Consider the following 25,556-nt stretch of genomic DNA (forward strand, 5'->3'; position numbering starts at 1 on the left):
GGCGCTCTGAACAACCGACTGCACGCGATGCGGCCCCGGGTGAGTTCCCCGGTTCGTTGAGGCGAGAGGTTCCCGTATGGCACTGCTCCTGCGCCCGCCGGAAGAGCGCGAATCGCTCCCGGACCGCCTCGCCGAACTCGGGCGCGCGCGGAAACGGGTCGCGTTCGCCGCGGGCGCGCTCGGGTTCATCGGGACCGTCGTCGGGATCGCGGCCCTCTCGGGCCTCCTCGACGCGGCCATTCACCTCTCGCCCTTCGTTCGCACGCTCGCCCTTGTTACGCTCTTGGCGGCGGGGGGAATCGTTTGGGTGCGCGGGATCAGCCGCGCCCAGCGCTACCGGACCGACGCCCTTGCGGTTGCACTCGAACTCGAAGACCAGTTCCCCTCGCTCAACGACGCGCTCGCGTCGGCGATCTCGTTCCTGGAGCCCCGCGGTGAGGACGCACCTGACGACCTCCCGCCAACAGTACCGGGCGTTTCCAATCGGCTCACCGCATCCGCGGTTCGAGTCGCGGAGCGCCGGGCCGGGCGCTTGCCGCTCGATTACATCATCCCGACCGGCCGGTGCTGGTGGAACGCCTGGGCGTGCGGCGCGGCGCTCGCCGTCGCGCTGCCACTCGCATTATTCGATACCGACCGCGCCGCGGTCGCGTTCGCGCGCCTCGCGGACCCGTTCGGCGCGCACCCCTGGCCGACCAAAACGCGGATCGAGTTCCTCGCACCGAAAGAGTTCCCGGTTCGCATCCCGAAGGGCGAAGCGTTCGAGCTCCGGTTCGCCGTGCGAGGCGAACTCGTGGGGCCGGCGACCGTCTCCGTGCGCGTGAAGGACGGCGGCGAGTTCGAGGACCCGTTCCCGCTCGCGCGCAACAACGACCCGCAAGTGCCCGGCGCCGCAGTCGTCACGGCCCGGTTCGATCCGTCGCGCGTTTCCAGCACGTTCGAGGTTCAGGTGACCTCGAACGACGCGGTAACCGACTGGCAAACGGTCACCGTAGTGCCCCCGCCGCGCCTGGTACCACTCGACGGGCGCCCCTCACCACAGTTCCACGTTTCCCCGCCCGCGTACACGCGCCTGCCCGCGGTCGAACTGCCGGCCGGGGCAACGGCGATCGAGATCCCGACCGGAACCGCGGTTCATTTCCGGGCGGCGACCGATGTCAAGCTCTCGGGCGCGGTCCTCACGTTCGCGGGGGACAAAACGGCCGTCACGAACGCGGTCCCGTTCGCGCACCTCGGACAGTTCGATCCGATCGCGGCTATCGGCGCGCAGGCTCTCGCCAACGAGATGGCCGCCGACATTCCACTCACCGTTTCCGCAGACGGGATGCGGTTCTCCGCCACGTTCGTTCCGCTGCTGTCCGGTCCCTACGCGCTCAAACTGACCGACGACACGGGGTTGACCGGTACGCGGGTAATCAAGATCGACCTCACACCGGACCCGGTTCCCAAAGTCACGCTCAACCAGCCCGTGACGGGGCGCGACCCGTCCTACCTCACGCTCGCGGCCTCGGTGCTCGTCAACGCCCTCGCGGAAGACCCGCTATACGGCGTGCGCGGCGCGTACCTCGAATACCGGGTCGGCCGCGACGGACCGGTGCGTTCGATCCCACTCGGCGCGGCCGGGAACCAGCCCATCATGGCCCTCGCGGGCGCGGCGGGCGGTTCGGCCGTGGTACTATCTCCGCCCGCAGCAAGCCTGGAAGCGTTCGCGCGCGTACCGATTGCCGCGTTTCTCCGCGACGACGGGGCGCCCGTGCGCGAGGGCGATCTGATTGTGCTCCGGGCCGCGGCCGGCGACTGGGACGACGTCGCGGTACTCAAGGGGCGCGGGCGCAGTATCGGCGAGGTCGAAATCCGCATCGCCGCGCCGGACGCGATTGATGCGTGGCTCCAGCGGGAACTGGCGACGATCCGCCCGGAACTCGTTCGCATCCGGGAACAACAGCGCGACGCGAAGCAAAAAACGATCGAGGTGCTCCCGCTGCCGGGCGGCACGCTCGCGCCGGCCGACCGCGACCGGCTCGTCGGTGCGGACCTGGGCCAGCGCCAGGTCACGGGTAAGATTGCCGACCCCGCTCAGGGGTTGCGCGCGAAAGCGGACCTGCTCCGCGAAACGGTTCGCGCGAACGGGTTGCCGAAGTCGAACACGACCGACCGCGTGGAGATCGTCGCGACCGAACTCGGGCGCACCGCCGACCGCGACTTGGGCGCCGCGCAACAGAACTTAGCCGACGCGCTCCGGCTCGCCGGGCAGCTCCCCAAACCGGGCCAGGAAAAGGAACTGACGGACTACCTGCGCAAAGCCGGGCGGAGCCAGAAAAACATTGAGGACACCGCGACCTCACTGCTCGACCTGCTCGCACTGTGGGGCGGGGCCGGCGAGATCCGGAGCGAGGCGCGCGTGCAGAAGGACATGATCCTGCGCCAGATCGTGGGCAACGAGCACCTCAAGGAGCGCGTCAAAGAGGGCAAGCAGAACCCCGCCGGCGACGAGCAGCGCGAACTCGATCGCGCCGCGCTGCGGGCCGACCAGTCCGCGGACCAGGCGCGCGAGTTGATCGGGCGCGCGGCGAACCTCGCGGCCGAAAAAGACAAGCAGGCGGGCGACCTCCGTTCCCAGGCCGCGCTCAAGGAAAAAGAAGCGGCCGAACTGAAGCGCCAGGCGGCCGCCACCGAGAACCCGGTCGAGCGGTCCTCGCTCGGCGCACAAGCCGACGGGGTCGCGGCGAGCACCGTCGACATGAAGGCCGCGGCGGACAAGGCCGAGGCCGAAGCCAAGGCGCTCCGTAAGGGGATCGAGGCGGCCGGTGGTCAGGGGTTGGCCGACGGGCTCCGCAGCGCCGCCGATTTGCTCCGCAAAAACAAGCAAAGTGGCGCCGAGACCGCCCTGCGGTCCGCGGGCGGGCGGCTCGACGCGCTCGCAGAGGCGCTCGCGGAAAAGGAAGTGGACGCGATCCCCGAACTCGCCAAGCCGAAGGTCCAGCGCCGCGCCGCCGACCAACTGGACGCGCTCGCCGGGAACGTGGACAGCCTCCAGAAGCGCGTCGAGGCCGCGGCCCGGCTCCCCGACCCGACTCAGCGGGCCGAAACGCTCAAGATTCTGGGCCAGGAACAGGACAAACTCGTCGAGCGCGGGCGCGAGATGCTGCAAAAGCTGACCGCGGAAAAGGCCGAAGACGCCGCCCGCGACCTCCGCTCCGCCCTCGACCGGATGGAATCCGCACGCGACGATCTGGAAAAGGGGCAGCCGAACACCCGATCCCAGCGCGAAGCGGTGGAGCGCCTCGACGCGGCGCGCGACAAGCTCGATCTCGCCGCCGCACAGGGCGGTCGGCAGCTCTCCGACGAGAAGCGCCGGAAACTCGCCGATCAGGTCCGCGCGCTGCTCGAAAAGCAGCGCGCGGCGGTGACCGAGGCGACCCGCATTCACGGCGAAGTGGCGAAGCAAAAGGGGTGGGACAAGCTGCTCCTCACGAGCTACTCCGATATCGACACGGTGCGCGAAAAGGACATCGCAATCGAAGTGCGCAAGCTGGCCGAAGCGGACTTCGCGCCGCTCCCTGTTTTCGCCCGGTTGCTCAACGATTCCGCGAAGGCCATCGATACCGCCCGCGAGAAGATCAAAACGCGGTGCGACGACGCGGACCTTGCCGCCGCGTTCGACGCGGACCTCGAAGCCCTCGGGGACCGCAAGGTGATGCGGCCAATGGAACTCGCACTCCGGCGCCTGGAACAACTCGCCGACGCACTTAAACCCGACGACAAGAAGCCGCCCGCCAAGAACGGCAATGCCCCCGAGAACCCGCCCAAAGCGCCGAACCCGCCGGCGAACCCCAATGGCGGAGGCGAACCGGACGTGGTTCCGCCGCTCGCACAACTGAAGGTGCTCCGCGCGCTCCAGGCGGAACTCAACGAGCGCACGGCACAGTTCGCGAAGGATCACCCGGAACCGGATAAACTAACGGACAGCGAGAAAGAAGAACTCGGGGAGTTGGAGCAGGCCCAGCGCGAGGTTACGGAACTGTTCGAGCAGATGGCGAAATTGTTCCCGTCGGCCGAGAAGGAAACGGACAAGAGCGAGAAAGCCGGGGGCGGGGACGCAAAAGAGAAACAGGGACCGTGATACCGCCCCCCCTTCCTTGATCTTGCTACTGGGGTGACGCATGAACCGCATTTCGTTCTTCGCGATGTTCGCCGTTACGGTCGCGTGTACGAACGCGCGGGCCGCGGCCGAGCGCCCGGTCGCCCCCCCGCCGCGCGAGATCCGGCCCGACGGCACCCGCGATCCCGTTCCGCAATCGGAGCCACCCGCTCCGGGCGAAAACCCGGCCGTCACCGTGAAGCGCATCATCGAGAACTCGAAGGACGTCGGCGACAAGCTCGCGAAAACGGACACGGGAACCGACACTCGCAAGAAACAGAACAAGATCCTCTCCGACATCGACGCGCTCATCAACCAACAAGAGAACCCTCCGCCGCCCCAACCCGACCAGAACAAGGATAAAGACAAGAACCAAGATAAGGATAAGAGCAAGGATAAAGACAAGAGCGATAAGAAAGACCCGATGATGGACCCGGGCATGGCAATGAAGAACGACATGCCGATGAGCGGGATGAACATGGGTGATCCGCCCCCGATGGGCGGGATGGGAGAGTCGCAACCGATGGGACGCAAGCCGCGCATGGGCGACCCGATGAACGACACGAAGAAGGAACAAAACAGCGGCGCGAAGGAGCAGAACAAACCCGAGTCCGAACCAAAGAAGGGCGGGCAGGAACCCAAGGGCACGCCGGGGAAGACCGGCGGTAACCCGATGGGCACGATGAAACCCGGTAAACCGTCGATGCCGTTCGAGGAAGACGTCGCGAAGGACGTTTGGGGGCACCTCCCGGATAAGCTCCGCCAGCAGATGTCGCAGTACTACAAAGAAGATTTCACCCCGAAGTACGCGGAGCTGCTGCGGCTGTACTACTCATCGCTCTCGGAAAAAGGGACGAAACCCGGCGAGCCGCGAAAGTGATTGATTGTTTACGAGTTGACCGAAGCACGCCCGTGTGCCGACCTCCGAATCGAAAACGAGCGCCCCGAGAGCTCCGACTCATGCGTAATCCCCTGCGTTCCGTGTCGCGACGCGACTTCCTCCGGACAACGGCGGTGGGCGGGTCGGTTGGCGCGCTCCACCTAGCCGGCTTCGCCCAACAGGGCGGGCCGCGCGCGGACGAACAGACCGCCCCGCGGTCGGACACGGGTGCGGAGTTCATCACTCCGGATACGCAATCGGCCGTCGACCGGGGATTGGGGCTGCTCGCGCAGAGCCAGTCGGCCGACGGGTCGTTCGGGGACCGGATCAGTGGGGCCACGGCGGGCATCACCGGGCTGAGCGGGCTGGCCCTGCTCGGGGCCGGGAACCAGCCCGGGCGCGGGAAGTACGGGCGGAACGCGAGCCGCGTCGTCGATTACGTCACCGGGCTGGTCACGGGCACCAACCCCGGATTCCTGAGTGACAACCAGTTCGGACGGATGGGGAACCAGCCCAGCGCGATGTACAGCCACGGGTTCGCGGGCCTGTTTTTGGCCGAAGTGTGCGGGATGCTCCCGGACGTGCAGCGCCAGAAAAAGGTGCGCGCGGTACTGGAAAAGGCGACCGCGTTCGCGGTGGCCGCGCAGAACGGCGAGGGCGGGTGGCGCTACGAACCCAACGCGCCGTTCGCGGACGTGTCGGTGACGGTGGCGATGATGATGGCCCTGCGCGCGGCCCGGAACGCGGGCGTGTTCGTGCGCAAGGACGTGGTCCGGCGCGGGGCCAAGTACATCCGCGAGTGCCAACTGGCCGATGGCGGGTTCAGCTACTTCAAGGGCAACGGACCGTCCGCGTTCGCCCGCACCGCGGCGGCAGTGGTCGGACTGTACAGCGCGAGCATCCCCGAGGACGAGAAGGTCAACAACGGGGCCATCGAGCGCGGGCTCCGGTACCTTCAGCAGTTCATGCCCAACCGCCAGTTCAACCAGCGCGAACTGCCCCCGGCGCACTACTACTACGGCCAGTATTACGCGGCCCTGGCGATGTGGTCGGCCGGCGGGGACTATTGGCGCACCTGGTTCCCCGCGATCCGCGACGAACTCCTGGGGCGCGCCCGGGCCAGCGGCGGCACCTGGACCGACACCTACCACGGCCCCGCGTATGCGACGGCCATGAGCCTCATCGTGCTCCAGTTGCCCAACAACTACCTGCCCATCTTGCAGAAATAGCCCAGAGCACACGGGGTTGAGTCGCACGTGTCGGTCCTTACGTCACTCTTCTGTAACGCGATTCATAACTTTCGTTTGACGCGCCCCGCGCCGTGTGGTTATTATCTTTCCAGAGGTGGTCATTCGCTTCTCTCCTCGAATGTCACGCCGGCAGCGTCCTTCGCGAATCGACCATCGGAGACAGACGCAATGACCGCGTGGGCAACAATCCGCCGGTTCGGAGCCGCGGGCGCACTCGTTTTGAGCGCGTTCGTGTTCACGTCCCCCCCAGCTAGCGGAACCCCTGAACCCAAACCCGTCCGCCCGGCGAAACCGACGCCCGCTCAACTGCGCGAGATCGCGGAGAAAGCGGAAAAGAACGGGGACTGGGAAGCCGCGTTCAACGCTTATTGCCACCTGTTCGTCGCGGACCGTTCGTCACCCGAACTGCGCGACAAGCTCAACGTTGCTCTTCGGTACACCCAGCAACTCCGCCGGTACCGCGACCCGAGTTTCCAGCAATTTGTTAACGGGGTGCAACTCGATAGCGGGTTGGATCTCTTCGACGAAGTGTTCCAAAAGCTCCCGGTGGTCTATGCGGACCGCGAGAAAGCTACTGTGCAGAATCTGTGGGCCTTCGCGATCGAAGAACTGGATCGCGCTCTGGGCAACGTAGCATTTCGACAAGCGTTCCTCAACGCCCCGCGGATCGACAAAGTAGACCAGTTCCGTTCGACGCTCCGCCAACAATGGGCCAAGCGCAGTATCGCAGACCACAAAGAGGCCCGTAGCGGGCTCCGGCGCCTGATCGCGGCCGCCCAGGAGCACTTCACGGTTCGGGTTCCGGCGGCGTTCGCAATCGAAGCCGCTTGCGGTGCGTGCAGTGGACTCGACGAATACACGGTCTTCCTCGCCCCGAGCGCCGGGAGCGACGCATCACAGATCCCGGACCTTTCCGCCGCGGGGTTGTATCTCGGTATCGAGAAGAACGCGCTCGTTATCGATGGGATCGTCCCGAACTCTTGGGTCGCACTGAACTACCCGCAACTGCGCCGCGGAGACAGAGTGACTCGTCTGAACAACCGCACGATGGACGCGGCCGGACTGTCGGGTGCGATTAACGCGCTTCGCAACCCGACCGACGGCGCCCACCAACTCGATATTAAAGGCGCCGGCGACGACGCCAAAATCGAAGTGCGCATTCCGGTTACGATTCCGTCCGTGTACGGCACCGGGATGATTCCGAGCAAGCCGGTCGGTTACGTTCGCATCGGTAATTTTCAGACGAGTACCCCACAGGAACTCGACGAAGCCCTAGCCGAACTGAAGTCCAAAGGTGCCCGGGCAGTGGTCATTGACCTCCGCGGCAACCACGGCGGTTCGTTCCTCGCGAGCGTCGAAACCGCCCGCCGTCTGCTACCCGCCGGGTTAATCGTCACTACCCAGGGACAAGTGAGCGACGTCGCGAACCAGGTCTTCAGTTCCGCGAGCGGAATGAGCGCTCACGATATTCCCATCGTGATCCTCATCGACGCCGAAACCGCGTCCGCCGCAGAAGTTCTGGCCGCGGCCCTGAAAGACAACAACCGCGCCACGCTCGTCGGGGTGCCGAGCTTCGGAAAAGGCACGGTCCAGTGCCCTGTCAAGCTCGTCACGCTCGATGACCTCGATCCCGCGACCGGTAAGAAGGTGAGCAAGACCGGCACGGTGCGTGTAACGATCGCGAAGCTGGTCGCTCCGAGCGGTCCCATTAGCGGGGGCGGCATCAGCCCGCACTTCCTCGAATCGGACACGACGCTCCAACTGGAAATCGCGGCAGACAAGGCCCAGGAACTCGCGACCGGTCGAATGTCGCAACCGATCCCGGCTCCGCCGCTGATCCCCTGAGAAACTGTGCAAATCCCACCGCGTACCTCTCCTCCTCTGGATCTCCTCAGTGCGGTTCCAGAGGATGCGCATTCGGTGGTTGAACGGTGGTGGGCTACTCTCACCGAAACCGAACAGCGCGAACTGTCAGAACTGCGGGATTCGCGCCGGGAAGAGCATTTCTTTACTCCTCAATCCGCCTTCATTGACCTTCCCGATGCGTGGGAAAATCTTCCCACAGTGACCGGCGGGCGCTTCGTCCCGCACGATGATTCCGCGCGAATGGCCGATTGGATCGATGACTGGCTCGAATACCTATCGGGGCACGAGGAAGTCGTCCTGTTGTCGAGAGCAGTTGTTGTGTTTCGCACTTACCACATGTGCCAAATCGAGCCGGCAGCGCGGGCCGTCACGGCTTGTGGCCTCTTGCCCGCGAGCTTCTGCTGCCCGGTTGCGCGCCCCACGTGCCCGATGCAACGGGTTCAAGCGATCGCTCCCAATCAATCGTTCCACCTCGCTCCCGCGGCGGCCGGTGGCTGGTGGGTCATTGCTCCGGGAGTGCGCACCAGAAACTAAACGGTTCGCGTTGTTCGCCGTATGCTTGGCACAGTTTCTCCCGTTTTTTCGCAGAAGACTCGTCGCCAGAGGGCCGACCGGTTACGGTAATCGCATGAGCAGTTCCTCCCTCACCGCAGCCGAAGCGGACGCAGCCGACGCGCTCATTCGGCTCGCGCTCGCGGAAGATTTCGGAACGACCGGCGACCGCACGAGCCTCGCCACGATCCCGGAAGCCACACGTGCCCGGGCCGCGTTCGTCGCCCGAACAACGGGCGTAGTCGCCGGGTTGCCGGTCGCGGATCGCGTGTGTCGAACGGTTAGCGCGGACCTCACGTTCACCCCTGCAGTCCCCGACGGCACCGCCACGGGGCGCGGAACCGTCCTGGCGACGGTTTCCGGACCGCTCCAGGCGATCCTCGCGGCCGAACGGACCGCACTGAACTTCCTACAGCGATTGAGCGGCGTCGCGTCCCTGACGCGACGGTTCGTGGATGCGGCCCACAGTTCTACCGCCAAGGTGCTCGACACGCGCAAAACGACACCGGGCTGGCGGCTCCTGGAAAAGTACGCCGTTCGCGCCGGTGGGGGAACGAACCACCGCATCGGGCTGTACGACGGCATACTGATTAAAGACAACCACATCGCCGGGCTGAACGGGGACGTGCGCAAGTCCGTCGAGGCGGCCCGGACCTATCCCGGGAACGCGGGGCTGCCGGTCGAAGTAGAAGTAGACACCCTCGAACAGCTCGAACACGCGCTCGCGGTCAAAGCAGACATCGTGCTCCTCGACAACATGTCGCTCGACCAACTGCGCGCGGCAGTTAATCGGCGCAACGAGGTCAGCCCGGCCACGCTGCTGGAAGCCTCGGGCAACGTGAACCTGACAACGATCCGTGACATCGCGGCCACCGGCGTGGACCGCATTAGTGTGGGCGCGGTCACACACTCCGCCCCCGCACTGGACATCGGACTGGACTACGCAGCGTGAGCGACTCTTTCACCCCGCGCGAAACCTGGCACTTCGACACCGAGCTCATCGGGCGGCGCGTACTGGTGTACGACTCCGTCGACAGCACCCTTTCGCTCGGTTCGACCCTCGCCGCATCAGAAGAAGACACGGACGGGCTGGTACTGATCGCCGACCACCAGAGCGCCGGGCGCGGGCAGTACGGGCGCACGTGGACGAGCCGCCCCGGAAGTTCACTACTGATGTCGGTCATTGTGCGCCCGCCCACCGAATTGCGGCGCCCGGTCATCTTGACCGCGTGGGTCGCGGTCGCGATCGCGGACGCGGTCAAGACCCTCACGGGCGCGCAAGCCCGCCTCAAGTGGCCCAACGATCTGCTCGTTACCGAGAAGAAAATCTGTGGCATCCTCATCGAACAGAGCAGTAGCGCGGGCGCGCTGACTACTATCGCCGGGACCGGTTTGAACCTCACCCAAACGGCCGAAGAATTCGCCCAAGCGAACTTGCCCTCGGCAACATCTCTAGGAATCATCTCGGGGGGAGCCATCGACACCCGCGCCGCGGCCGGCGTGGTGATTCGCAAACTCGACCGCGAATACTCCCGCCTCTGTGCCGGCGAGAGCAGTGCGGTTGAAACGGAGTGGAAGCGCCGGACCGGGTTACTCGGCCGGCAGGTCGTGATCGAACATTTGGGAGGCGCAAGTACGACCGGTCGGTTGCGCGACATGAGCTTCGGCGGTCTAGAACTGGAAGACCCGGCCGGATTCGTGAGCGTGGTGACGCCAGAAAGCGTGGCACACGTTCGCGCCGTTTGACCGCGTGCGCGAGATGCGCCCCGACGCGGACTGTAAGAGGCCAGACCGATACCTGTATGCCCTCAACACCCGGCTCGATCCTGCCGATTCGGGTATACTGCAGACCTCGCTGAACCCGCCCGCCAACCGGCTCCGAGTGTCCGATGCCGACGGTCCCCCTCGACACCCCCGCCGATCAACTGCGATCCGCTCAGCTCGCGGCCGTGCGCCGGCTCCTCGCGGCGGTAATACCTGGGAACCCGTTCTACGCCCGCAAATTCGCGGGGCGCGACCCGCGCGAAATCGACTCGATGGAGGCGTTCGCGCGGCTCCCGTTCACCACCAAAGCCGAACTCACAGCGAACCAAGCCGAACACCCGCCCTACGGCTCAAATTTAACGTTCCCGATCGAGCGCTACACCCGGTTCCACCAGACCTCCGGCACCACTACCGGGCGCCCGCTCCACTGGCTCGACACACTGGAGTCGTGGGAGTGGCTCATCGGGTGCTGGCACACGAACTTCGCACTGTTCGGGCTGACGCAAAAAGACCGACTGTTCTTCCCGTTCTCGTTCGGGCCGTTTCTCGGATTCTGGAGCGCGTTCGAGGCCGCATCGCGTGCCGGGTTCCTGACGATGCCCGGCGGTGGGATGACCAGCACAGGCCGGCTCCGGTTCCTGCTCGAACACCACTGCACCGTTCTCTTTGCCACTCCCACTTACGCCCTGCACCTGGCCGAACTCGCAGCGAAAGAGGGAGTTGATCTGGCAAACAGCGCGGTGCGCGCGATCGTGGTCGCGGGTGAACCGGGCGGGAACATCCCGGCGACACGGCAGCGCCTGGAAGCGGTTTGGGGCGCTCGCGTTTTCGACCACTACGGCATGACCGAAATGGGTCCAACCGCGGTGGAAGCGGCCGGTCGGCCGGGCGAGATGTACCTCTTAGAATGCGACTACCTCGCGGAAGTCGTAAACTCGCGAACGGGGCAGCCCGTCGCCGAAGGCGAAAGCGGCGAACTGGTGCTGACGAACCTCGGGCGCGTGGGGAGCCCGCTCATCCGGTACCGGACCGGCGACATGGTACGAGTGGCCACTTCGCCCGACCCGACGGGGCGCTCGTGGCGCCGGCTCGATGGGGGCATTTTGGGGCGTGCAGACGACATGCTCCACGTGCGCGGGAACAACTTGTACCCGAGCGCGATCGAGGCCATCGTCCGCCGGTTCCCCGCGGTCGCCGAGTACCGGATTCACGTGGATCACACGAACCCGCTCGCGGACCTGCGATTAGAAGTGGAACCCGCGACCGGCGACGGGAACAGCCTCGCGGACAACATCGGCCGGGCGATCCGCGATGAGTTGTTCTTCCGCGTGGACGTGACCGCTGCTGCGCCGGGCAGCCTACCTCGATTCGAGATGAAAGCCGCCCGTATCGTCCGGACCGCGCGGTGACAGAATCGCGCACTCGGGAACTTCCGCCACCCGCCCTTTGCATTCCCGCCGGAATGACGTGCTCAGCGCGAACAAGACGAGTAATTTGATTCTTGTAGTACGGGATTAACTACCCGTATTGAGGGACAAACCCTTTCCGGGAGGTGACGTGAAAGACACGCCAGGTAAGCCGGCCCCTGTAACCGGCACCACGCTCGAAGAGCGCATCAAGAACGCGCGGACCGCGCTCGACGCGCACGTTCGCGAGATCGTGCGGTGGCACTTCGACCCCGCCACCGGTACCCCGTTCTGGCTCGAAAAGGCGAAGACGTTCAACTTCAACCCGCTCACCGACGTGAACGGGTGGGACGACGTGAAGAAGTTCCCGATCTTCGAGGACGACTGGCTCCGCGGCGGCCCGGTGCGCCGGTGGGTGCCGAAGGGCCTCGCGGACCGCGGCGTGTACGTCTTCGAGACCGGCGGCACGACCGGGCTGCCGAAGTCGCGCATCGTGATCGACGACTTCAAGATCGACTACGAGATGATGTCCGACACGCTGCCGGACCAGTTCTTCCCGCGCGGGGCCAACTGGCTCATGCTCGGGCCGAGCGGTCCCCGGCGCCTCCGGCTCGCGATCGAGCACCTCGCGCAGTACCGTGGGGGCATCTGCTTCGCGATCGATCTCGACCCGCGTTACGTCGTGAAGTGCCTGAAGGAGCGCAAGATCGCGGAGGCGCAAGCCTACAAGGACCACTGCATCGACCAGGCGCTCACGATCCTGGCCGGCGGGCACGACATCAAGTGCATATTCACCACGCCGAAGCTGCTCGCGGCCCTTGACGAAGCGCTCCGCGGCGGGAAGCTCGAAGACAAATACCGGTCGCTCGGCAAGCCGGTCCCGCGGGGTGGTATCCGATCGATCAAGCAAGCGGGTCTCACCGGCATCTTCTCGGGCGGTACCGAGTTCACGCCACAATTTACGCGCGAAGCCTACGAGGAGATGCTCGACAACGGCGACGTGTACATGACGCCGACCTACGGCAACACGCTGATGGGCCTCGCGTGCTCGAAGCCGATCGGCCCGGAAGACGGGTTCAAGATCAGCTACTACGCCCCGCAACCGCGAGCCGTGATCGAGGTCGTGAACCCGAAGAACTACGACGAAGTGGTGCCCTACGGCGGTACCGGGCGCGTGCTCCTGAGCACGTTCACGAAGGAGTTCTTCGTTCCGCGGTTCCCGGAACGCGACGAGGGCGAACGGGAGAAGCCGTTCGAGAAGTACCCGTGGGACGGCGTGAGCGGCGTTCGGCCGTTCGCGGAACTCGCCGGCGGGACCGTTGTCGGCGTGTATTGATCGGTAACTGCGACCTGCAAAAGACACGCGCCCCGCCTGTTGGCGGGGCGCGTGTCTTTTAACTTAGGACTACCGGACAAAACCCGATCGTAAGAGGATCACGCAAGCCGCCATCTGGCACCAGCCGAGGTAGTTGCGCGCGTTGCGGTCGCGCCGCCTGCGGACCCGGCCGAACTGGGCGAAGAAGTTGTGACACCGCTCGACGGCGTTGCGCACCTTGCCGACTCCGGGGCGCTTCTGACCACGGCCGGGAGCGTACAACCGGAACCCCTGGGAACCGGCTCGGCCCCGCGACGGTTCGTTCCCGTATGCACCGTCCGCTCGGGCGGTTGGTCGGCCCCGCTCGTCGGTCGTGTCGGTCGGCACCTCCGGGGCCGGCGCACGAACGACCAGGGCCGCCAGCACCTTGTGGGTCTGGCAGCCGTCGTTGGCCCCGGCTTTGGTGACTACGACCGCCAGGGGCATGGCTCGCGCGTCGCTCGCTATGTGGATCGCCGTGCCCGACTTGCCGCGATCAACCGGACTCGGCCCCGAAGCTTCGCCCCCTTTTCCGACGGCTTCTTGGACCCGTCGAGGAGGATCTGGTCCCAGTTGATCCCGTGCAACCGCTGGTACCGCTCGGCCAGTTGTTGCCACGCCCGAAGAAACGCATCCTCGCGGAGCCAGTCCTTGAGTCGGCGTTGGACCGTCTTGTACGACGGGAAGCACCACGGGAGCAACTCCCAACTAATGCCCGAGGCCAGGACGTACAACAGCGCGTGAAGGCATTCCCGATTGCCGCACGGCGGGCGACCGTTGCCGGACCAAACCTTGGTCGGCAGGACCGGCTCAAAGACCGCCCAGATGCCTTCCGGTAGTTCGCGGGCCAGATCCTTCAGTTGCATGGACCGAATCCTGAGCAGAATGGGTGCCGATCAGGATAGGCGACTTCGTAGTTTTGTCCGGTAGTCCTTAGCTCCGCTTCGGCGGCGCGGGTGGAGGCGGAACTGGCGCCGCTTTGTTGGGCGCAGCCCCCTTCCCCGGCGCGGGAGGAACTTCTTGAGGCGGCTGTGTGCCACCCCCGCAACCGGTCGCGAGGGCGAGAACCAGTCCGCTCAGAACCACGGTGAGAATTCGAGGCATTGCTGATCTCCTGTCGGCTCTGGCCCCCAAAGAGAGTGAGGGCAACGAGTATGGCTCAGTCCACGTTGGTCACAACGACCCCGTCGTTCATCCCCGACAGGAACACGAACGCGCTCGAATCCATCCCGCGGCGTAGCGAGCGAACGGAGCCGTCGCAGAACGCGAACAGCACGCCGCCCGTGTGCCGCCCCCCAAACTGATACCACTCGCTCGTTTCGGTCAATCCCCACGCGGTCGGAAGCCCACCTGTGCCCATCCACGTGCTCACGTAGTCACGGGTGCCGGGGTTGTGACCACCGAGGTACTCGCCGAAGCCGATGGTGTTGGAAGTGCCGTCGGAAATCGCGGTAATTGTCGTCTTGGAGTTCGTGAAGAACGGGCCGGTCAGCGACGTGTTCGCCGCACCCAGGTACCCGGCGCTCGGAGCGTAGTTAGTCTTCCCGAGGGTCGGGTAGGCAGTCGGCGACCACGAACCAGCACTCGGCGAGGGACCGTTAACGTAAATGTAAGCCCAAACACCAGTTGAAGCAGTTACGTTGTCCGACCCGTCCGACGGGCACTGGAACATCTTGACCCGGTAGTTCGCGGCCACCCACGAGTTCCCAGAATACCAAACACCGGTTCCGGGGATCGCGAGCTTTGCCGGTTCAATCAGTTGGTAAATGTTGTCCTGTTCCACGAACGGCAGCAGGTAGCCGAAGGTGCCGATCGCACTCACGCTGTTGTTGCCGGGCGGCAGGTAGCCACACGAACTTTCGTAGTTGGCCGCAGCTAACCCGAGTTGCTTCATGTTGTTGCTGCACGACATCCGGGCCGCGGCTTCGCGCACTTTTTGCACGGCGGGAAGCAGCAAGCCAATGAGGATCGCGATGATCGCGATCACTACCAACAGTTCAATGAGGGTAAAACCTCTGCGGAAAGGAGTTGGGCGCATTGTGTCTCTCAGTTGTTTTAAAACGGCCCCACCGAACTGGTTCCGATGTGGAAACCGCGGATTAACTGTTCGTTTCGGTACTGAACGACCCGGATACTTCGCTGACTGGAACCGGATTGAGGGGCGGGATTCGCACAGAAACTTCAACATCCGTTGGTGTGATCGGCGGGCGGCAAGCGTACTGCTTCGACTTTGGAACGGAAACGGGGTTGAGGCAAATTGAAAAATGCGTGAACCGGGTTCGTACCCTCGGTGCGGGCGATTCGGGGGTCGGTACTGGAGCCAAAAGTGCTCTGTCGCCATAATGTCGTTAGGAGGCGACCTGAATCCGGTATGTCTCCGTTGAGGCCAGCCCCGCCCGCGAAACAATTTCACCCCGCTCGCACCACATGATCCAGATCCCCGCTCTCCGCTTCGGCAAAACGTACACCAGTCTGGAGAAAGCGACCCTGGTTCACCACGTCACCGGGGAACCGGTCGCGGAAGTGAGTCAGGTCACGGGTTCGATGATCGCCCGCGACGTCAGCAACATGGAGCGGGCACACAAAGAACTCGCGGCCATCCCGGTGCGCGACATCCTCGCGATGTACAAGAAGGCCGCGGACTACTTCCTGAACGCCGCCCTGCCCTGTGGCGACACCGAACTGACGTTCGATCAGTACACGCGGAACCTCTCCGCCACGACCGGCAGCGCGCTGGTGTTCTGCGACCGGAACGCGCGCAAAGTCCACTACGTCCTCGACAACATCGAAGAAGTCATCGGCGGGTTGACGCGCGGGATGCCGATCGAGGTGCTCGACCAGGGGTACTCCACCGCGGGCGGGCGGATGCAGGCGTTCTACCCGACCACGAACGTCTTCGGCGCGGTGCTCCCGTCCAACTCGCCCGGTGTCCACTCACTGTGGGTGCCGACGCTAGCGTTCAAGATTCCGCTGCTACTCAAGCCCGGGCGCGAGGAACCGTGGACGCCGTACCGCGTGCTGCAAGCGTTCCTCAAGGCCGGCGTTCCCGCGAGCGTGCTCGGGTTCCTCCCGACCGACCACGCGGGCTCGGCCGACATCCTCCGGTTGTGCGGGCGCAGCATGGCGTTCGGCGACGACCGGAGCATGGCCCCGTACAAGAACGATCACCGCGTCGAGATCCACGGGACCGGGTACTCGAAGATCATTTTCGGCGAGGACCAGGCCGACAACTGGGAACAGCACCTCGACCTGTTGGTCGAAGCGGTCGCGGCGAACGGCGGGCGCGCGTGCGTGAACGCCAGCGCCATCTGGACGCCGCGCAACGCCGACGCTATTGCCACCGGGCTGGCGCAGCGACTCGCCGGAGTGAAAGCGCGCCCCTGGGACGACCCCAACTGCGAAATCAGCGCGTTCGCCAAGCCGGAAGTCGCCGAAGCGATTAACGCGATGGTCGACGAAGGGCTGAAAACGCCCGACGCACGCGACGTGACCCAGGAACTGCGGGGCACGCCGCGGCTCGTGAAAGAGGGCCGGTGCGCGTGGCTGCTGCCGACGATCATCCGGTGCGACGGCCCCGAACACCCGCTGGCGAACAAGGAGTTCCTGTTCCCCTACGCCAGCGTGATAGAATACCCCCAATACGACGTGCTGAAACGCATCGGTTACACCCTCGCGGCCACGGCCCTGACCGACGACCCGGCGTTCATCGCGGAGTGCATGGCGTGCGCGAACATCGAGCGACTGAACATCGGGCCGCTACCCACCAACCGGTTGACCTGGGACCAGCCGCATGAAGGCAACCTCTTTACACACCTCTACAAACAGCGCGCACTCCAGCACGCACGCAAGCCCGCCGCCGTTTGATTTCGAGCCGCTCGGCCGCGTGATATTCGCACCGGGCGCGCTGGCCCAACTCGGCGCCGCGGTTCAATCTGTTGGTGGCACGCGCGTGTTACTCGTGACCGACCCCGGTCTCGAACACGTGGGCCACCCGCAGCGCGCGCTGAAGATCATGCGCGAGGCCGGCCTGGAGGTGTTCCTCTTCGACGGCGTGAAGGAGAACCCGACCGAGCGCGAGGTGGACGCCGGCGTCGTGTTCGCGCGCGCCCACACAATCGATTGCATCGTCGCCGTCGGCGGCGGTAGCTCGATGGACTGCGCCAAGGGGATCAACTTCATCCACACGAACGGCGGTCGGATGATCGACTACAAGGGGCACGGCAAGGCGACCAAGCCGATGCTCCCCTCGGTCGGCGTCCCCACCACCGCCGGGACCGGGAGCGAAGCCCAGAGCTACGCACTCATCACCGACGAACGCAGCCACCTCAAAATGGCGTGCGGTGACAAGAAAGCTGCGTTCCGGGTCTCGATCCTCGATCCCGAACTGACGCTCTCTCAACCCCGTTCTGTTACCGCGGTGACGGGTATTGACGCAGTCGCCCACGCGATCGAGTCCTACGTCTGCACCAAGCGAAACCCGGTTTCTGCGATGTGCGCGCGGGCGGCGTTCAATCACCTCGAACCGAACTTCGAGACCGCGCTGCGTTCTCCGCAAGACCTCGCCGCGCGGTCCGCAATGCAGATCGGCTCGCACCTCGCGGGCATGGCAATTGAGAACGCCATGCTCGGAGTGTGTCACAGTTGCGCGAACCCGCTGACGGCCCATTACGGCATCACCCACGGTGTCGCGATCGGCGTGATGCTCCCGCACGTGATCCGCTTCAATGCCCCTGCCGCTGGGCACCTATACGCAGAACTGGTCACGGAGCGAGGGCTTACAAACGGTCAGCCCGCCGCCGAGGTGCTGGCCGCCCGCGTGTCACAATTGACGGCCGCGGCCGGGTTGCCACAATCGCTGAAAGAATGTGGGGTCAGCAACACTATCCTCCAGTTGCTAGCCGAAGAAGCGAATCAGCAGTGGACGGCACGCTTTAACCCCCGCCCGGTGACCGAAGCCGACATTCTCAGGGTGTATCAGGCCGCGTGGTAACTCGTGAGGTGCCCACCATGTCTCGCGTTCTGTCGCTCGCCGCGCTCGTCGCGGTCATTTTCTCCCCCGCGTTCGTTTCGGGCGATTGGCCGGTATTTCGCGGCGACCCGCTCATGACCGGAACGGGTAAATCGAAACTACCTGAGAAGCTCGAAGAGCGCTGGTCGTTCAACACCGGCGACGGCAAGAACCAGGGTGGTATCGAGGGTGCGCCGGCCATCGCCGGAAGCGTGGTCTTCGTCGCGTCGCTCGACAAGCACCTGTACGCCCTGGACCTCGCGACCGGCAAACAGAAATGGAAGGTCAAACTCGGTGCAATGAAGGCGTCGCCGAGCGTGAAAGGCGACCGCGTGTATGTGGGCAACCTGGACGGCAAACTCTTCTGCCTGAAGGCCGCCGACGGCTCGAAAGTGTGGGAGTTCGAGACCAACGGCGAGATCATGGCCGGGTGCAACTTCCACGGCACGAACGTCCTCATCGGTTCACACGACTCCACGCTCTACTGCCTCGACGAGAACGGCAAGAAGATCTGGGACGTGAAGACGGACGGTCCGGTGAACGGCACCCCGGCGGTGATCGGCGACGTGACCTTCGTCGCGGGCTGCGACAGCGTCCTCCACATTCTCGACGCGAAGACCGGCAAGGAACTCGGCACGGTCGATCTCGGCGGTCAAGCGGCCGCGACCGCGGCGATCCTGAACGACGTCGCTTACGTGGGAACGATGGCGAACACCGTTGTCGCGGTCGATCTGAAGAAGAAGGAGAAGATGTGGTCGTTCGAGGCGGCCACGCGGCAGCAGCCGTTTTATGCGTCCGCCGCGGCGGGTGAGATTGTCGTTGCCGGGAGCCGCGACAAAAAGGTGTACGGTCTCAACCCGAAGACCGGTAAGCAGGCATGGAGCTTCACCACCGAGGGTCAAGTGGACGCCTCCCCGGTGATTGTAGACGGCAAAGTGTTCGTCGGGTGCCTGAACGACGACGGGAACTTCTACGTTCTCGACCTGAAGACCGGCAAGAAGCTCCAGGAACTGACACTGGACTCGGCCGTCTCCGGTTCCGTGGCCGTCGGGCCGGACTGTTTGATCGTGGGCACCGACAAGGGTGTCGTGTACTGCCTGGGGAAGAAGTAAACGCCCTGGGAGGCTAACGGATGTCGATCGCGGACGCGCCCGTCGAGGTAGATCTCCCGACGCACCTCGACCTCCCCGATACGGACGGCAAGCCCGTGGAGAACGCCTATGAGCACCCACAGAGCGCTCTACTCTCCGACGTATTGCTCCCGGTTCTGAATCGACTCCACCCCGACGACAATTATTTCGTTGGGGCTGATACGGGGATCTACTGGCACCACACGAAGCCGGACCCACTAACCGGGTGTAAATCTCCGGACTGGTATTACGTCCCCAATGTGCCGCGGACGCTCGACGGTGAGTTCCGTCGATCATACGTCCTGTGGCAAGAGGGCATCCGCCCCCTGATCGTGATGGAGTACGTGTCCGGGAGCGGGGCCGAAGAACGGGACGACACGCCGTTCACCGGAAAATTCTGGGTGTACGAGCGAGGTATCGCAGCCGTTTATTACGCGATTTGGGACACTGCCCAAAAACAACTCGACGTCCACGAACTGGTTCGCGGGAGGTACCAGTTACTCCCGCCCGACTCGACCGGTCGAGTCTGGATTCCGGAAATGGAAGTCGGCATCGGCCCCTGGCGCGGCGAGTACCACGGGTACACCGCAGATTGGTTACGGGTCTGGGACCGTAACGGAGTTTTGCTCCCCACCGCAGAAGAGCGCTGGGACGCCGCCCGCCGACTCGCGGAACAAGAACACAAGCGCGCCGAGGCCGAGAAGCAACGCGCTGAAACCGAGAGGCACCGTGCCGAAAAGCTCGCCGCCCGACTCCGCGAACTCGGCGTTGATCCCGACACTGTTTGACGAGTGATTCTGCCATGACTGTAAGCGCTGCCGAACAAGAGAAGACCGGGCTGGGCAACTACTTCATCGCGAACTACCCGCAATTCTCGTTCTGGAACAACTCGTACCTCCCGGACGCGCAGCGGGCGATAAACTCCCCGCCGCGCCCGGGGGTGCCGCTCGGGTTGTACCTGCACATCCCGTTCTGCCGGAAGCGCTGTAAGTTCTGTTACTTCCGCGTCTACACCGACAAGAACGCTAGCGACATCTCGGTGTACCTCGACGCCATTACCAAAGAAGTCGAGCTGCTGAGCAAGACCGCGTGCGTCGGGGGCCGCCCGCTCGACTACGTCTACTTCGGCGGCGGGACACCGTCCTACCTCAGTGCCACGCAGCTCGACGGGCTGATGACCCGGCTCCGCGAGATCATGCCGTGGGACTCGGCCCGCGAGATCACCTTCGAGTGCGAACCGGGCACGCTCCAAAAGCACAAACTGGAGATGCTCCGCAAGCACGGCGTCACCCGGCTCAGCCTCGGGGTCGAGAACTTCAAACCGGAGATCCTCCAGTACAACGGGCGGGCACACTTAGAAGAAGAGATCTACCGCGCGTTCGGTTGGGCGCGCGAACTCGGGTTCCCACAAATCAACATTGACCTGATCGCGGGGATGGTCGGCGAGGACTGGGACAACTGGAAGCAGTGCGTCGAGAAGACGATCAAGCTCGCTCCCGACTGCGTGACGATCTACCAGATGGAACTGCCGTACAACACGGTGTTTTCCAAGGAACTCAAGGTGCTCGGCAACGACGAACCGGCCCTCGCGGTCGCGGACTGGCCGACCAAGCGCGCCTGGACCCGGTACGCCTTCGACGAACTGGTGAAAGCCGGCTACGAAGTTTCCAGTGCCACAACTGTGGTGAAGAGCAAGGCGAAGACGCGGTTCGTGTATCGCGAGGCGCTCTGGCGCGGGGCCGATATGTTCGGAACGGGCGTCGCGTCGTTCGGGCACGTGAACGGCGTCCACATCCAGAACGTCGACACCTGGGAGGCTTATGTCGCGCGCCTCGACGCCGGCGAATTCCCACTCGGGCGCGCATTCCCCACAGCCGAGCGCGACCGACTCATTCGCGAGGTCGTGCTGCTGTTGAAGACCGGGCACCTCGACGTCGGGTACTTCCGCGATAAGTACAACGTGGACATCCGCGACGAGTTCCGCGCCGCGTTCGAGAAACTGGAGAGCGACGGCTGGCTCAGCGTGACCGGCGAGAGCATCGACTGCACGCCGGACGGCCTCATTCAGATCGACCGCCACCTCCCCGCGTTCTTCGACCCGCAGTACATTAGCTCGCGGTACACGTAAGCGCCAAAAGTTTAGGAGCGCCGCGGATAAACGCAGATAACGCGGATCAGGCAGAAGACGGACGCTTTGGTTCAACCCCAGGTGGGCTGAACCAAAGCCTTTGTGTCTTTTTTGTGGTCAATCTGTCTTTCTGATCCGCGTCTATCTGCGTTTATCCGCGACTGATGTTTTCTGCTGCCGTCCGCGGTTCCGCACCCTCGGTGAAACGCCTCATGTCCGAACCGCTCACGTTCATGATGGGCAAACACCCGGCACCGGTGCCGGGCGACTTGCGCTACTGCAAGAACCACATGTGGTGCCGGCCCGGTGAGGACGGGGTTCACGTCTTCGGATTCACCGCCTACGCGGTGCGGCTCATGCAGGACGTTTACTTCCTCGAATGGCGGATCGAGCCGGGACTCGTCACCGCGAAGCAGGAAATCGGTTTCATCGAGACACAGAAGGCCACGTCTGGGCTGTACGCACCGGTCGCGGGGCGGATCACTCGGTTCAACGCCGCACTTTTGGAAGACCCGGGAACGATTAACCTCGACAATTACGGGCGCGGGTGGCTCTTTGAACTCACAGGTGAGTTGACCGACACACTCGACCCGAGCGCCTACTTTGCCCACCTCGAAGCCGGCTGGGAGGCCACACAGCGGGTGCTTAAGGGGCAGATCAACGCGAGCGACGAGTGAACCCGTTGTTCCGCGCCCCCGCGGGTGTTACGATCTACCAGATCACCTGACGGACGAGGCGCCCATGAAGCCATCAGCCGTACTACTGATAGATCTTGAAAACTTCTTTTTGAGCCGGGTCGATTACTTCAACAACAGGGGCATCCGGGTCGAAGAACGGCCGTCGTTCGCCGAAGACATGAAGAACCTGGTCCGGCACGCGCAGCGCATGACCGGGCTCCCGTTCGCGGTCCGGCGCGCGTATGCCGATTTTGAAACCCTGCGCGTTGAGCCCCAAGACCTGATGCGCCAGGGCGTCGAGCCGGTCCAGGTGTTCCGCCTGTCCGGGAAGTCCGCGAACAAGAACGCCGCCGACATGAAGCTCGCGATGGACGCGGTCGCGCTGCTCGGCCCGGGCGCCCCGCTCGAACATTTCGTTCTCGTTTCCGGCGACGCGGACTTCATTCCGGTGATCCTGGAACTGAAGCGCCGCGGGCACACCGTTTCGGTAATCGCGGTGACCGGTGCGACCAACGATCTGATTCAACGATTCGCCGACAAGTTCGAGCTGTTCGAGAGCCTCGTCCCCGCCGGCAGCGGGGAGCGACAGGTGCGCGCTCCCATCGCGAGTGAGCCGCCCAAATCCAACGGCAGGAACGGGTTCAAAAGCGTAACACGAACGGGCACGCGCCCGACACCGGCCGAGCGCCCGACGCTGGAACCGCACACCGCCGAACACTACAAGTACCTGCTCGCGAGCGGCCGAACGGACGCGAACGAGGCTCGCGTGCTGACCGTTCCGTGGAGCGCTCTTGTCTGGATCTGCGACGCGGTCGTTACGGCACTGACGCCACCCAGCGGTAGCCCCGCAACGTCCATCGAACTCATGGCCCGGCTCCAGGCCGCTGCCCGCATAACGGGAATCACCGACCTCGCGGCCCACGTCGCGCTGATTCACTCGGCCGTCCGCTGTTCACTCCCGGTGCCGTCGGCCCCTGGCGGCGCTTACACGCTCGCAACAGAAACGACCGGCGAAGAGATCCGGCAGAAGCTGTTGCGGTACGTCGTGTATGTGCTGAATTGCCGCCTCTCCGAAAACGGGGTGAAGGGACCAATTCGGGCGGAATCGCTCGCGGCGGCGTTCGACTCCGGCACGGCAATGGAACAAGCCACCGCGGAAATCGTTACCGCCCTCGCGGAACCGGAGTTTGCACCCCCACCTGCCGCATCCAGGCCGTCGCAGGTGAGTGGCGTTCATACACCAGACGAATACCGGAAACTGCTTCAGAAGGGTGGAGCAAAGGGTACGGACACAGAACACACCCGCATCCACCCGACACCCTGGCCATCGATCGAGCGAGTGTGTGCGGACACGTTCACCGCACTCCACCCTTCAGCAGGCGGGGCCGGAACGCTCCAGCGCGGGCAACTCCTCGAACGGCTCTACGCGACCGAAGACGATATGCGCGTCGATAACTACCGGTCGCACGTGCGCCGTGCGTTCACGCTGCTCGGTCTCTCGCACGCGATCCTGGAAGAAGACGAGCGCGTTTCGCTCCACCCCGATGTCACGGAACCGGGCCACATCCGTTGGGCCGTGCTCGGGATCATGCTCAAACTCCTCGCCATCCGGCTGGAAGAAAAAGGCGTACCCGAGCCGATCCAACCCGAGGCATTCGTCGCGGCGATCGAAGCGGGTCCGTTCACCGACGAACTGCTCCCGGAGATCGCGACCACGATTCTGAGCGTGTACCAGTCCTCCGACGAAACCGAACTGGTACCGATTCTAGAACCGGACGCAACCGCCCCGACAGAGGAGAGCGCCGAGTTCGCCGCAGCAGACTCCGTGGAGAATTCAGCGCCGATGGAGGAAGCTACGGCACTCGACGTTGACCCGTTCGCTTTTGATAGTGAACTATTCGATAAACCTCCTCACCCTGAACCCCCGAAAGCACCCGAACTGGTGGACGTGCCCGCGTCCGAAATCGTTGACGTTTCAGCGATCACGAGTGAAGCAGTCGCCGCGGTCATCGAACCGGCCGTGCAAGTCATCCCGATCGCAGACGTCGAACCGCTCCCCATTCCGTCGGAATCAGAGTTAGTCGTGTTCGCGCCGTCGGTAGAGAACGAGGGGGAACCGGTGGAGGAAGTGACGCCGGTCGCGGAGTGGGTGCCCGACGAGGACGTGCTCTTCTCGGGTCTGGAAATCGGGGCCGAGCGCTTCCCCGCGGGGTCATCGACCCGACTCGTGCCACCGTCCGCTGAAACGCGCGCCCCGGCCGATAAGATAACACCTCCCTCGATACCACCGTCCGCCCTGTTACCGCCGCTGCCGCCATCGCCACCGGAGCCCGCATGAGTCGTTCGCGCGTTACCGTCGTTCTCTCGCAAGCACCGGGAAAGCACCCGGCGAAGCGGGCGCTCGAAGAGAGCGTCGTCGCCGCGCTCCTACTCGAACCGGACCTGGAAGTTTCGGTCGTCCCCAACCTCTACGACCTCGGTCCCGACCACTCCGGCCGCCTGTTCCTCGGCGGCGTCAAAGGCGACATGGTCGTGCTGTCGTGGCTGTACCCGCGCGCCGCGTTCTGGCTGCTCGACCGCGACGGCATCAAGGGGCACTTCGGCGAAACGCAACTGAAGGCGGCCTCGGACGACGATGACGAGGCGGAAGCCGACACGCCGGTCGACAAACCCGAAGCGATCGGCCCGAGCGGAGAGATCCCGGACCGGCACATTTACACGCTCGATTTGAGGGACTCGAACAAGCACGAGGCGTTCGTCGCGGAAATCAAGCGCATCACTGCAGAGTGCCGCGACCGGCGCGACACGAAGGCGCGCGAACGAGCCGCAAACAAGGCCCCGGTTCTTCAGCTCGGGCTGTCGCTCTCGAAACCCGAACCGGAACTGCCGCCCGAACAGCGCGCGTTCACTCCCGAGGCGATGCTCGCCCCCGCGGGGCGCAGGTGGTACCCGGTCATCGACTACAGCCGCTGCACGAACTGTTTGGAGTGTCTCGACTTCTGCCTGTTCGGGGTTTATGGGGTCGATTCCATCGAACGCATCCTGGTCGAGAACCAGGACCAGTGCAAGAAGGGCTGCCCCGCGTGCAGTCGCGTGTGCCCGCAGCAGGCGATCATCTTCCCCGAGTACAAGTCTCCTGCGATCGCCGGCGCGGAAACAGGCGCCGCGGTCGGCGGGCTGAAGATCGACCTGAGCCGGCTGTTCGGTGGCGACATGGGGGACGCCCTCGGCGCCGCGGTCCAGGAACGCGACCGGGAGTTGCAGAACGACGGGCGCGCCGCGGTCGGTATGAGCGTGGGCATCCCGAAGCGTCAGGCGGACAAACCTGCGGGACCGAAGGACGACCTGGACCGACTCGTGGACGACCTGGACAACCTGGGTCTGTGACCCGGCACGTCCG

At 64.6% G+C, this 25,556-nt stretch carries 21 protein-coding genes; 17 read left to right on the forward strand and 4 right to left on the reverse strand.

Translation table 11 applies throughout. The annotated features are described in order from the left end of the window. Positions 1–76 precede the first annotated feature (76 nt). The 9 genes from VT84_RS19825 (at position 77) to VT84_RS19865 (ending at position 13,195) form a co-directional block, all read left to right on the forward strand. A complete protein-coding gene (locus VT84_RS19825; RefSeq protein WP_082840725.1) occupies positions 77–4,123 on the forward strand; it encodes a hypothetical protein in 4,047 nt (1,348 codons plus the stop codon). Between the two features lie 40 nt (positions 4,124–4,163). Then, positions 4,164–5,021, forward strand: coding sequence for a hypothetical protein (locus VT84_RS19830; RefSeq protein WP_082840726.1), 858 nt, complete (start codon positions 4,164–4,166; stop codon positions 5,019–5,021). Positions 5,022–5,101: 80 nt separating this feature from the next. Beyond that, entirely contained in the window at positions 5,102–6,250 is a 1,149-nt protein-coding gene (locus VT84_RS19835; RefSeq protein ID WP_052555030.1) for a twin-arginine translocation signal domain-containing protein, read from the forward strand. A 189-nt stretch (positions 6,251–6,439) separates the two neighbouring features. After that, positions 6,440–8,116, forward strand: coding sequence for a S41 family peptidase (locus VT84_RS19840; RefSeq protein ID WP_082840727.1), 1,677 nt, complete (start codon positions 6,440–6,442; stop codon positions 8,114–8,116). 75 nt (positions 8,117–8,191) lie between these two features. Further along, positions 8,192–8,671, forward strand: coding sequence for a hypothetical protein (locus tag VT84_RS19845; protein WP_082840728.1), 480 nt, complete (start codon positions 8,192–8,194; stop codon positions 8,669–8,671). A gap of 94 nt (positions 8,672–8,765) precedes the next feature. Then, positions 8,766–9,641 (forward strand): carboxylating nicotinate-nucleotide diphosphorylase, encoded by an 876-nt coding sequence (nadC, locus tag VT84_RS19850; RefSeq protein ID WP_082840729.1) that lies wholly within the window; start codon positions 8,766–8,768, stop codon positions 9,639–9,641. Then, the gene (locus VT84_RS19855) at positions 9,638–10,435 is read left to right on the forward strand and encodes a biotin--[acetyl-CoA-carboxylase] ligase (protein WP_082840730.1); all 798 of its coding nucleotides are present in this window, start codon (positions 9,638–9,640) and stop codon (positions 10,433–10,435) included. Before nadC ends, VT84_RS19855 begins: the two co-directional genes overlap by 4 nt. A gap of 143 nt (positions 10,436–10,578) precedes the next feature. Continuing rightward, positions 10,579–11,862 (forward strand): phenylacetate--CoA ligase family protein, encoded by a 1,284-nt coding sequence (locus VT84_RS19860; RefSeq protein ID WP_052555039.1) that lies wholly within the window; start codon positions 10,579–10,581, stop codon positions 11,860–11,862. 148 nt (positions 11,863–12,010) lie between these two features. Continuing rightward, the gene (locus VT84_RS19865) at positions 12,011–13,195 is read left to right on the forward strand and encodes a hypothetical protein (protein ID WP_082840731.1); all 1,185 of its coding nucleotides are present in this window, start codon (positions 12,011–12,013) and stop codon (positions 13,193–13,195) included. A 69-nt stretch (positions 13,196–13,264) separates the two neighbouring features. On the opposite strand, the gene VT84_RS19870 is transcribed toward VT84_RS19865, so the two are convergent. The 4 genes from VT84_RS19870 to VT84_RS19880 all read right to left on the reverse strand — a co-directional run bounded on the left by VT84_RS19870 (position 13,265) and on the right by VT84_RS19880 (position 15,251). Then, positions 13,265–13,660, reverse strand: a complete 396-nt coding sequence (locus VT84_RS19870; protein ID WP_082838126.1) for a hypothetical protein — start codon at positions 13,658–13,660, stop codon at positions 13,265–13,267. A gap of 17 nt (positions 13,661–13,677) precedes the next feature. After that, the gene (locus tag VT84_RS19875; RefSeq protein WP_082838127.1) at positions 13,678–14,079 is read right to left on the reverse strand and encodes a transposase; all 402 of its coding nucleotides are present in this window, start codon (positions 14,077–14,079) and stop codon (positions 13,678–13,680) included. Between the two features lie 67 nt (positions 14,080–14,146). Further along, the gene (locus VT84_RS38725) at positions 14,147–14,317 is read right to left on the reverse strand and encodes a hypothetical protein (protein ID WP_157469653.1); all 171 of its coding nucleotides are present in this window, start codon (positions 14,315–14,317) and stop codon (positions 14,147–14,149) included. Positions 14,318–14,372: 55 nt separating this feature from the next. Further along, positions 14,373–15,251 (reverse strand): DUF1559 domain-containing protein, encoded by an 879-nt coding sequence (locus tag VT84_RS19880; protein WP_082840732.1) that lies wholly within the window; start codon positions 15,249–15,251, stop codon positions 14,373–14,375. Between the two features lie 389 nt (positions 15,252–15,640). On the opposite strand from VT84_RS19880, the gene VT84_RS19885 reads away from it, so the two are divergent. From VT84_RS19885 to VT84_RS19920, 8 genes are all read left to right on the forward strand, one after another. After that, a complete protein-coding gene (locus VT84_RS19885; protein WP_082840733.1) occupies positions 15,641–17,077 on the forward strand; it encodes an aldehyde dehydrogenase family protein in 1,437 nt (478 codons plus the stop codon). Between the two features lie 19 nt (positions 17,078–17,096). Then, entirely contained in the window at positions 17,097–18,203 is a 1,107-nt protein-coding gene (locus VT84_RS19890; RefSeq protein ID WP_239465418.1) for an iron-containing alcohol dehydrogenase, read from the forward strand. Positions 18,204–18,220: 17 nt separating this feature from the next. Then, positions 18,221–19,333, forward strand: coding sequence for a PQQ-binding-like beta-propeller repeat protein (locus VT84_RS19895; protein WP_082840735.1), 1,113 nt, complete (start codon positions 18,221–18,223; stop codon positions 19,331–19,333). Between the two features lie 20 nt (positions 19,334–19,353). After that, positions 19,354–20,139, forward strand: a complete 786-nt coding sequence (locus tag VT84_RS19900; RefSeq protein ID WP_052555050.1) for a Uma2 family endonuclease — start codon at positions 19,354–19,356, stop codon at positions 20,137–20,139. A 14-nt stretch (positions 20,140–20,153) separates the two neighbouring features. After that, complete coding sequence (locus tag VT84_RS19905; RefSeq protein ID WP_082840736.1) at positions 20,154–21,479, forward strand: coproporphyrinogen-III oxidase family protein; 1,326 nt, start codon at positions 20,154–20,156, stop codon at positions 21,477–21,479. Positions 21,480–21,691: 212 nt separating this feature from the next. Next, positions 21,692–22,156, forward strand: coding sequence for a glycine cleavage system protein H (locus VT84_RS19910; RefSeq protein WP_082840737.1), 465 nt, complete (start codon positions 21,692–21,694; stop codon positions 22,154–22,156). A 64-nt stretch (positions 22,157–22,220) separates the two neighbouring features. Beyond that, positions 22,221–24,494: an NYN domain-containing protein gene (locus tag VT84_RS19915; protein ID WP_082840738.1), complete on the forward strand. Its 2,274-nt coding sequence runs from the start codon at positions 22,221–22,223 to the stop codon at positions 24,492–24,494. Then, on the forward strand, positions 24,491–25,543 hold the full coding sequence (locus VT84_RS19920; RefSeq protein WP_052555057.1) for an ATP-binding protein: 1,053 nt from the start codon (positions 24,491–24,493) through the stop codon (positions 25,541–25,543). Before VT84_RS19915 ends, VT84_RS19920 begins: the two co-directional genes overlap by 4 nt. The last annotated feature ends 13 nt before the right edge of the window (positions 25,544–25,556 follow it).

The organism is Gemmata sp. SH-PL17 (genome assembly GCF_001610855.1).
GTDB classification, from domain to species: domain Bacteria; phylum Planctomycetota; class Planctomycetia; order Gemmatales; family Gemmataceae; genus Gemmata; species Gemmata massiliana.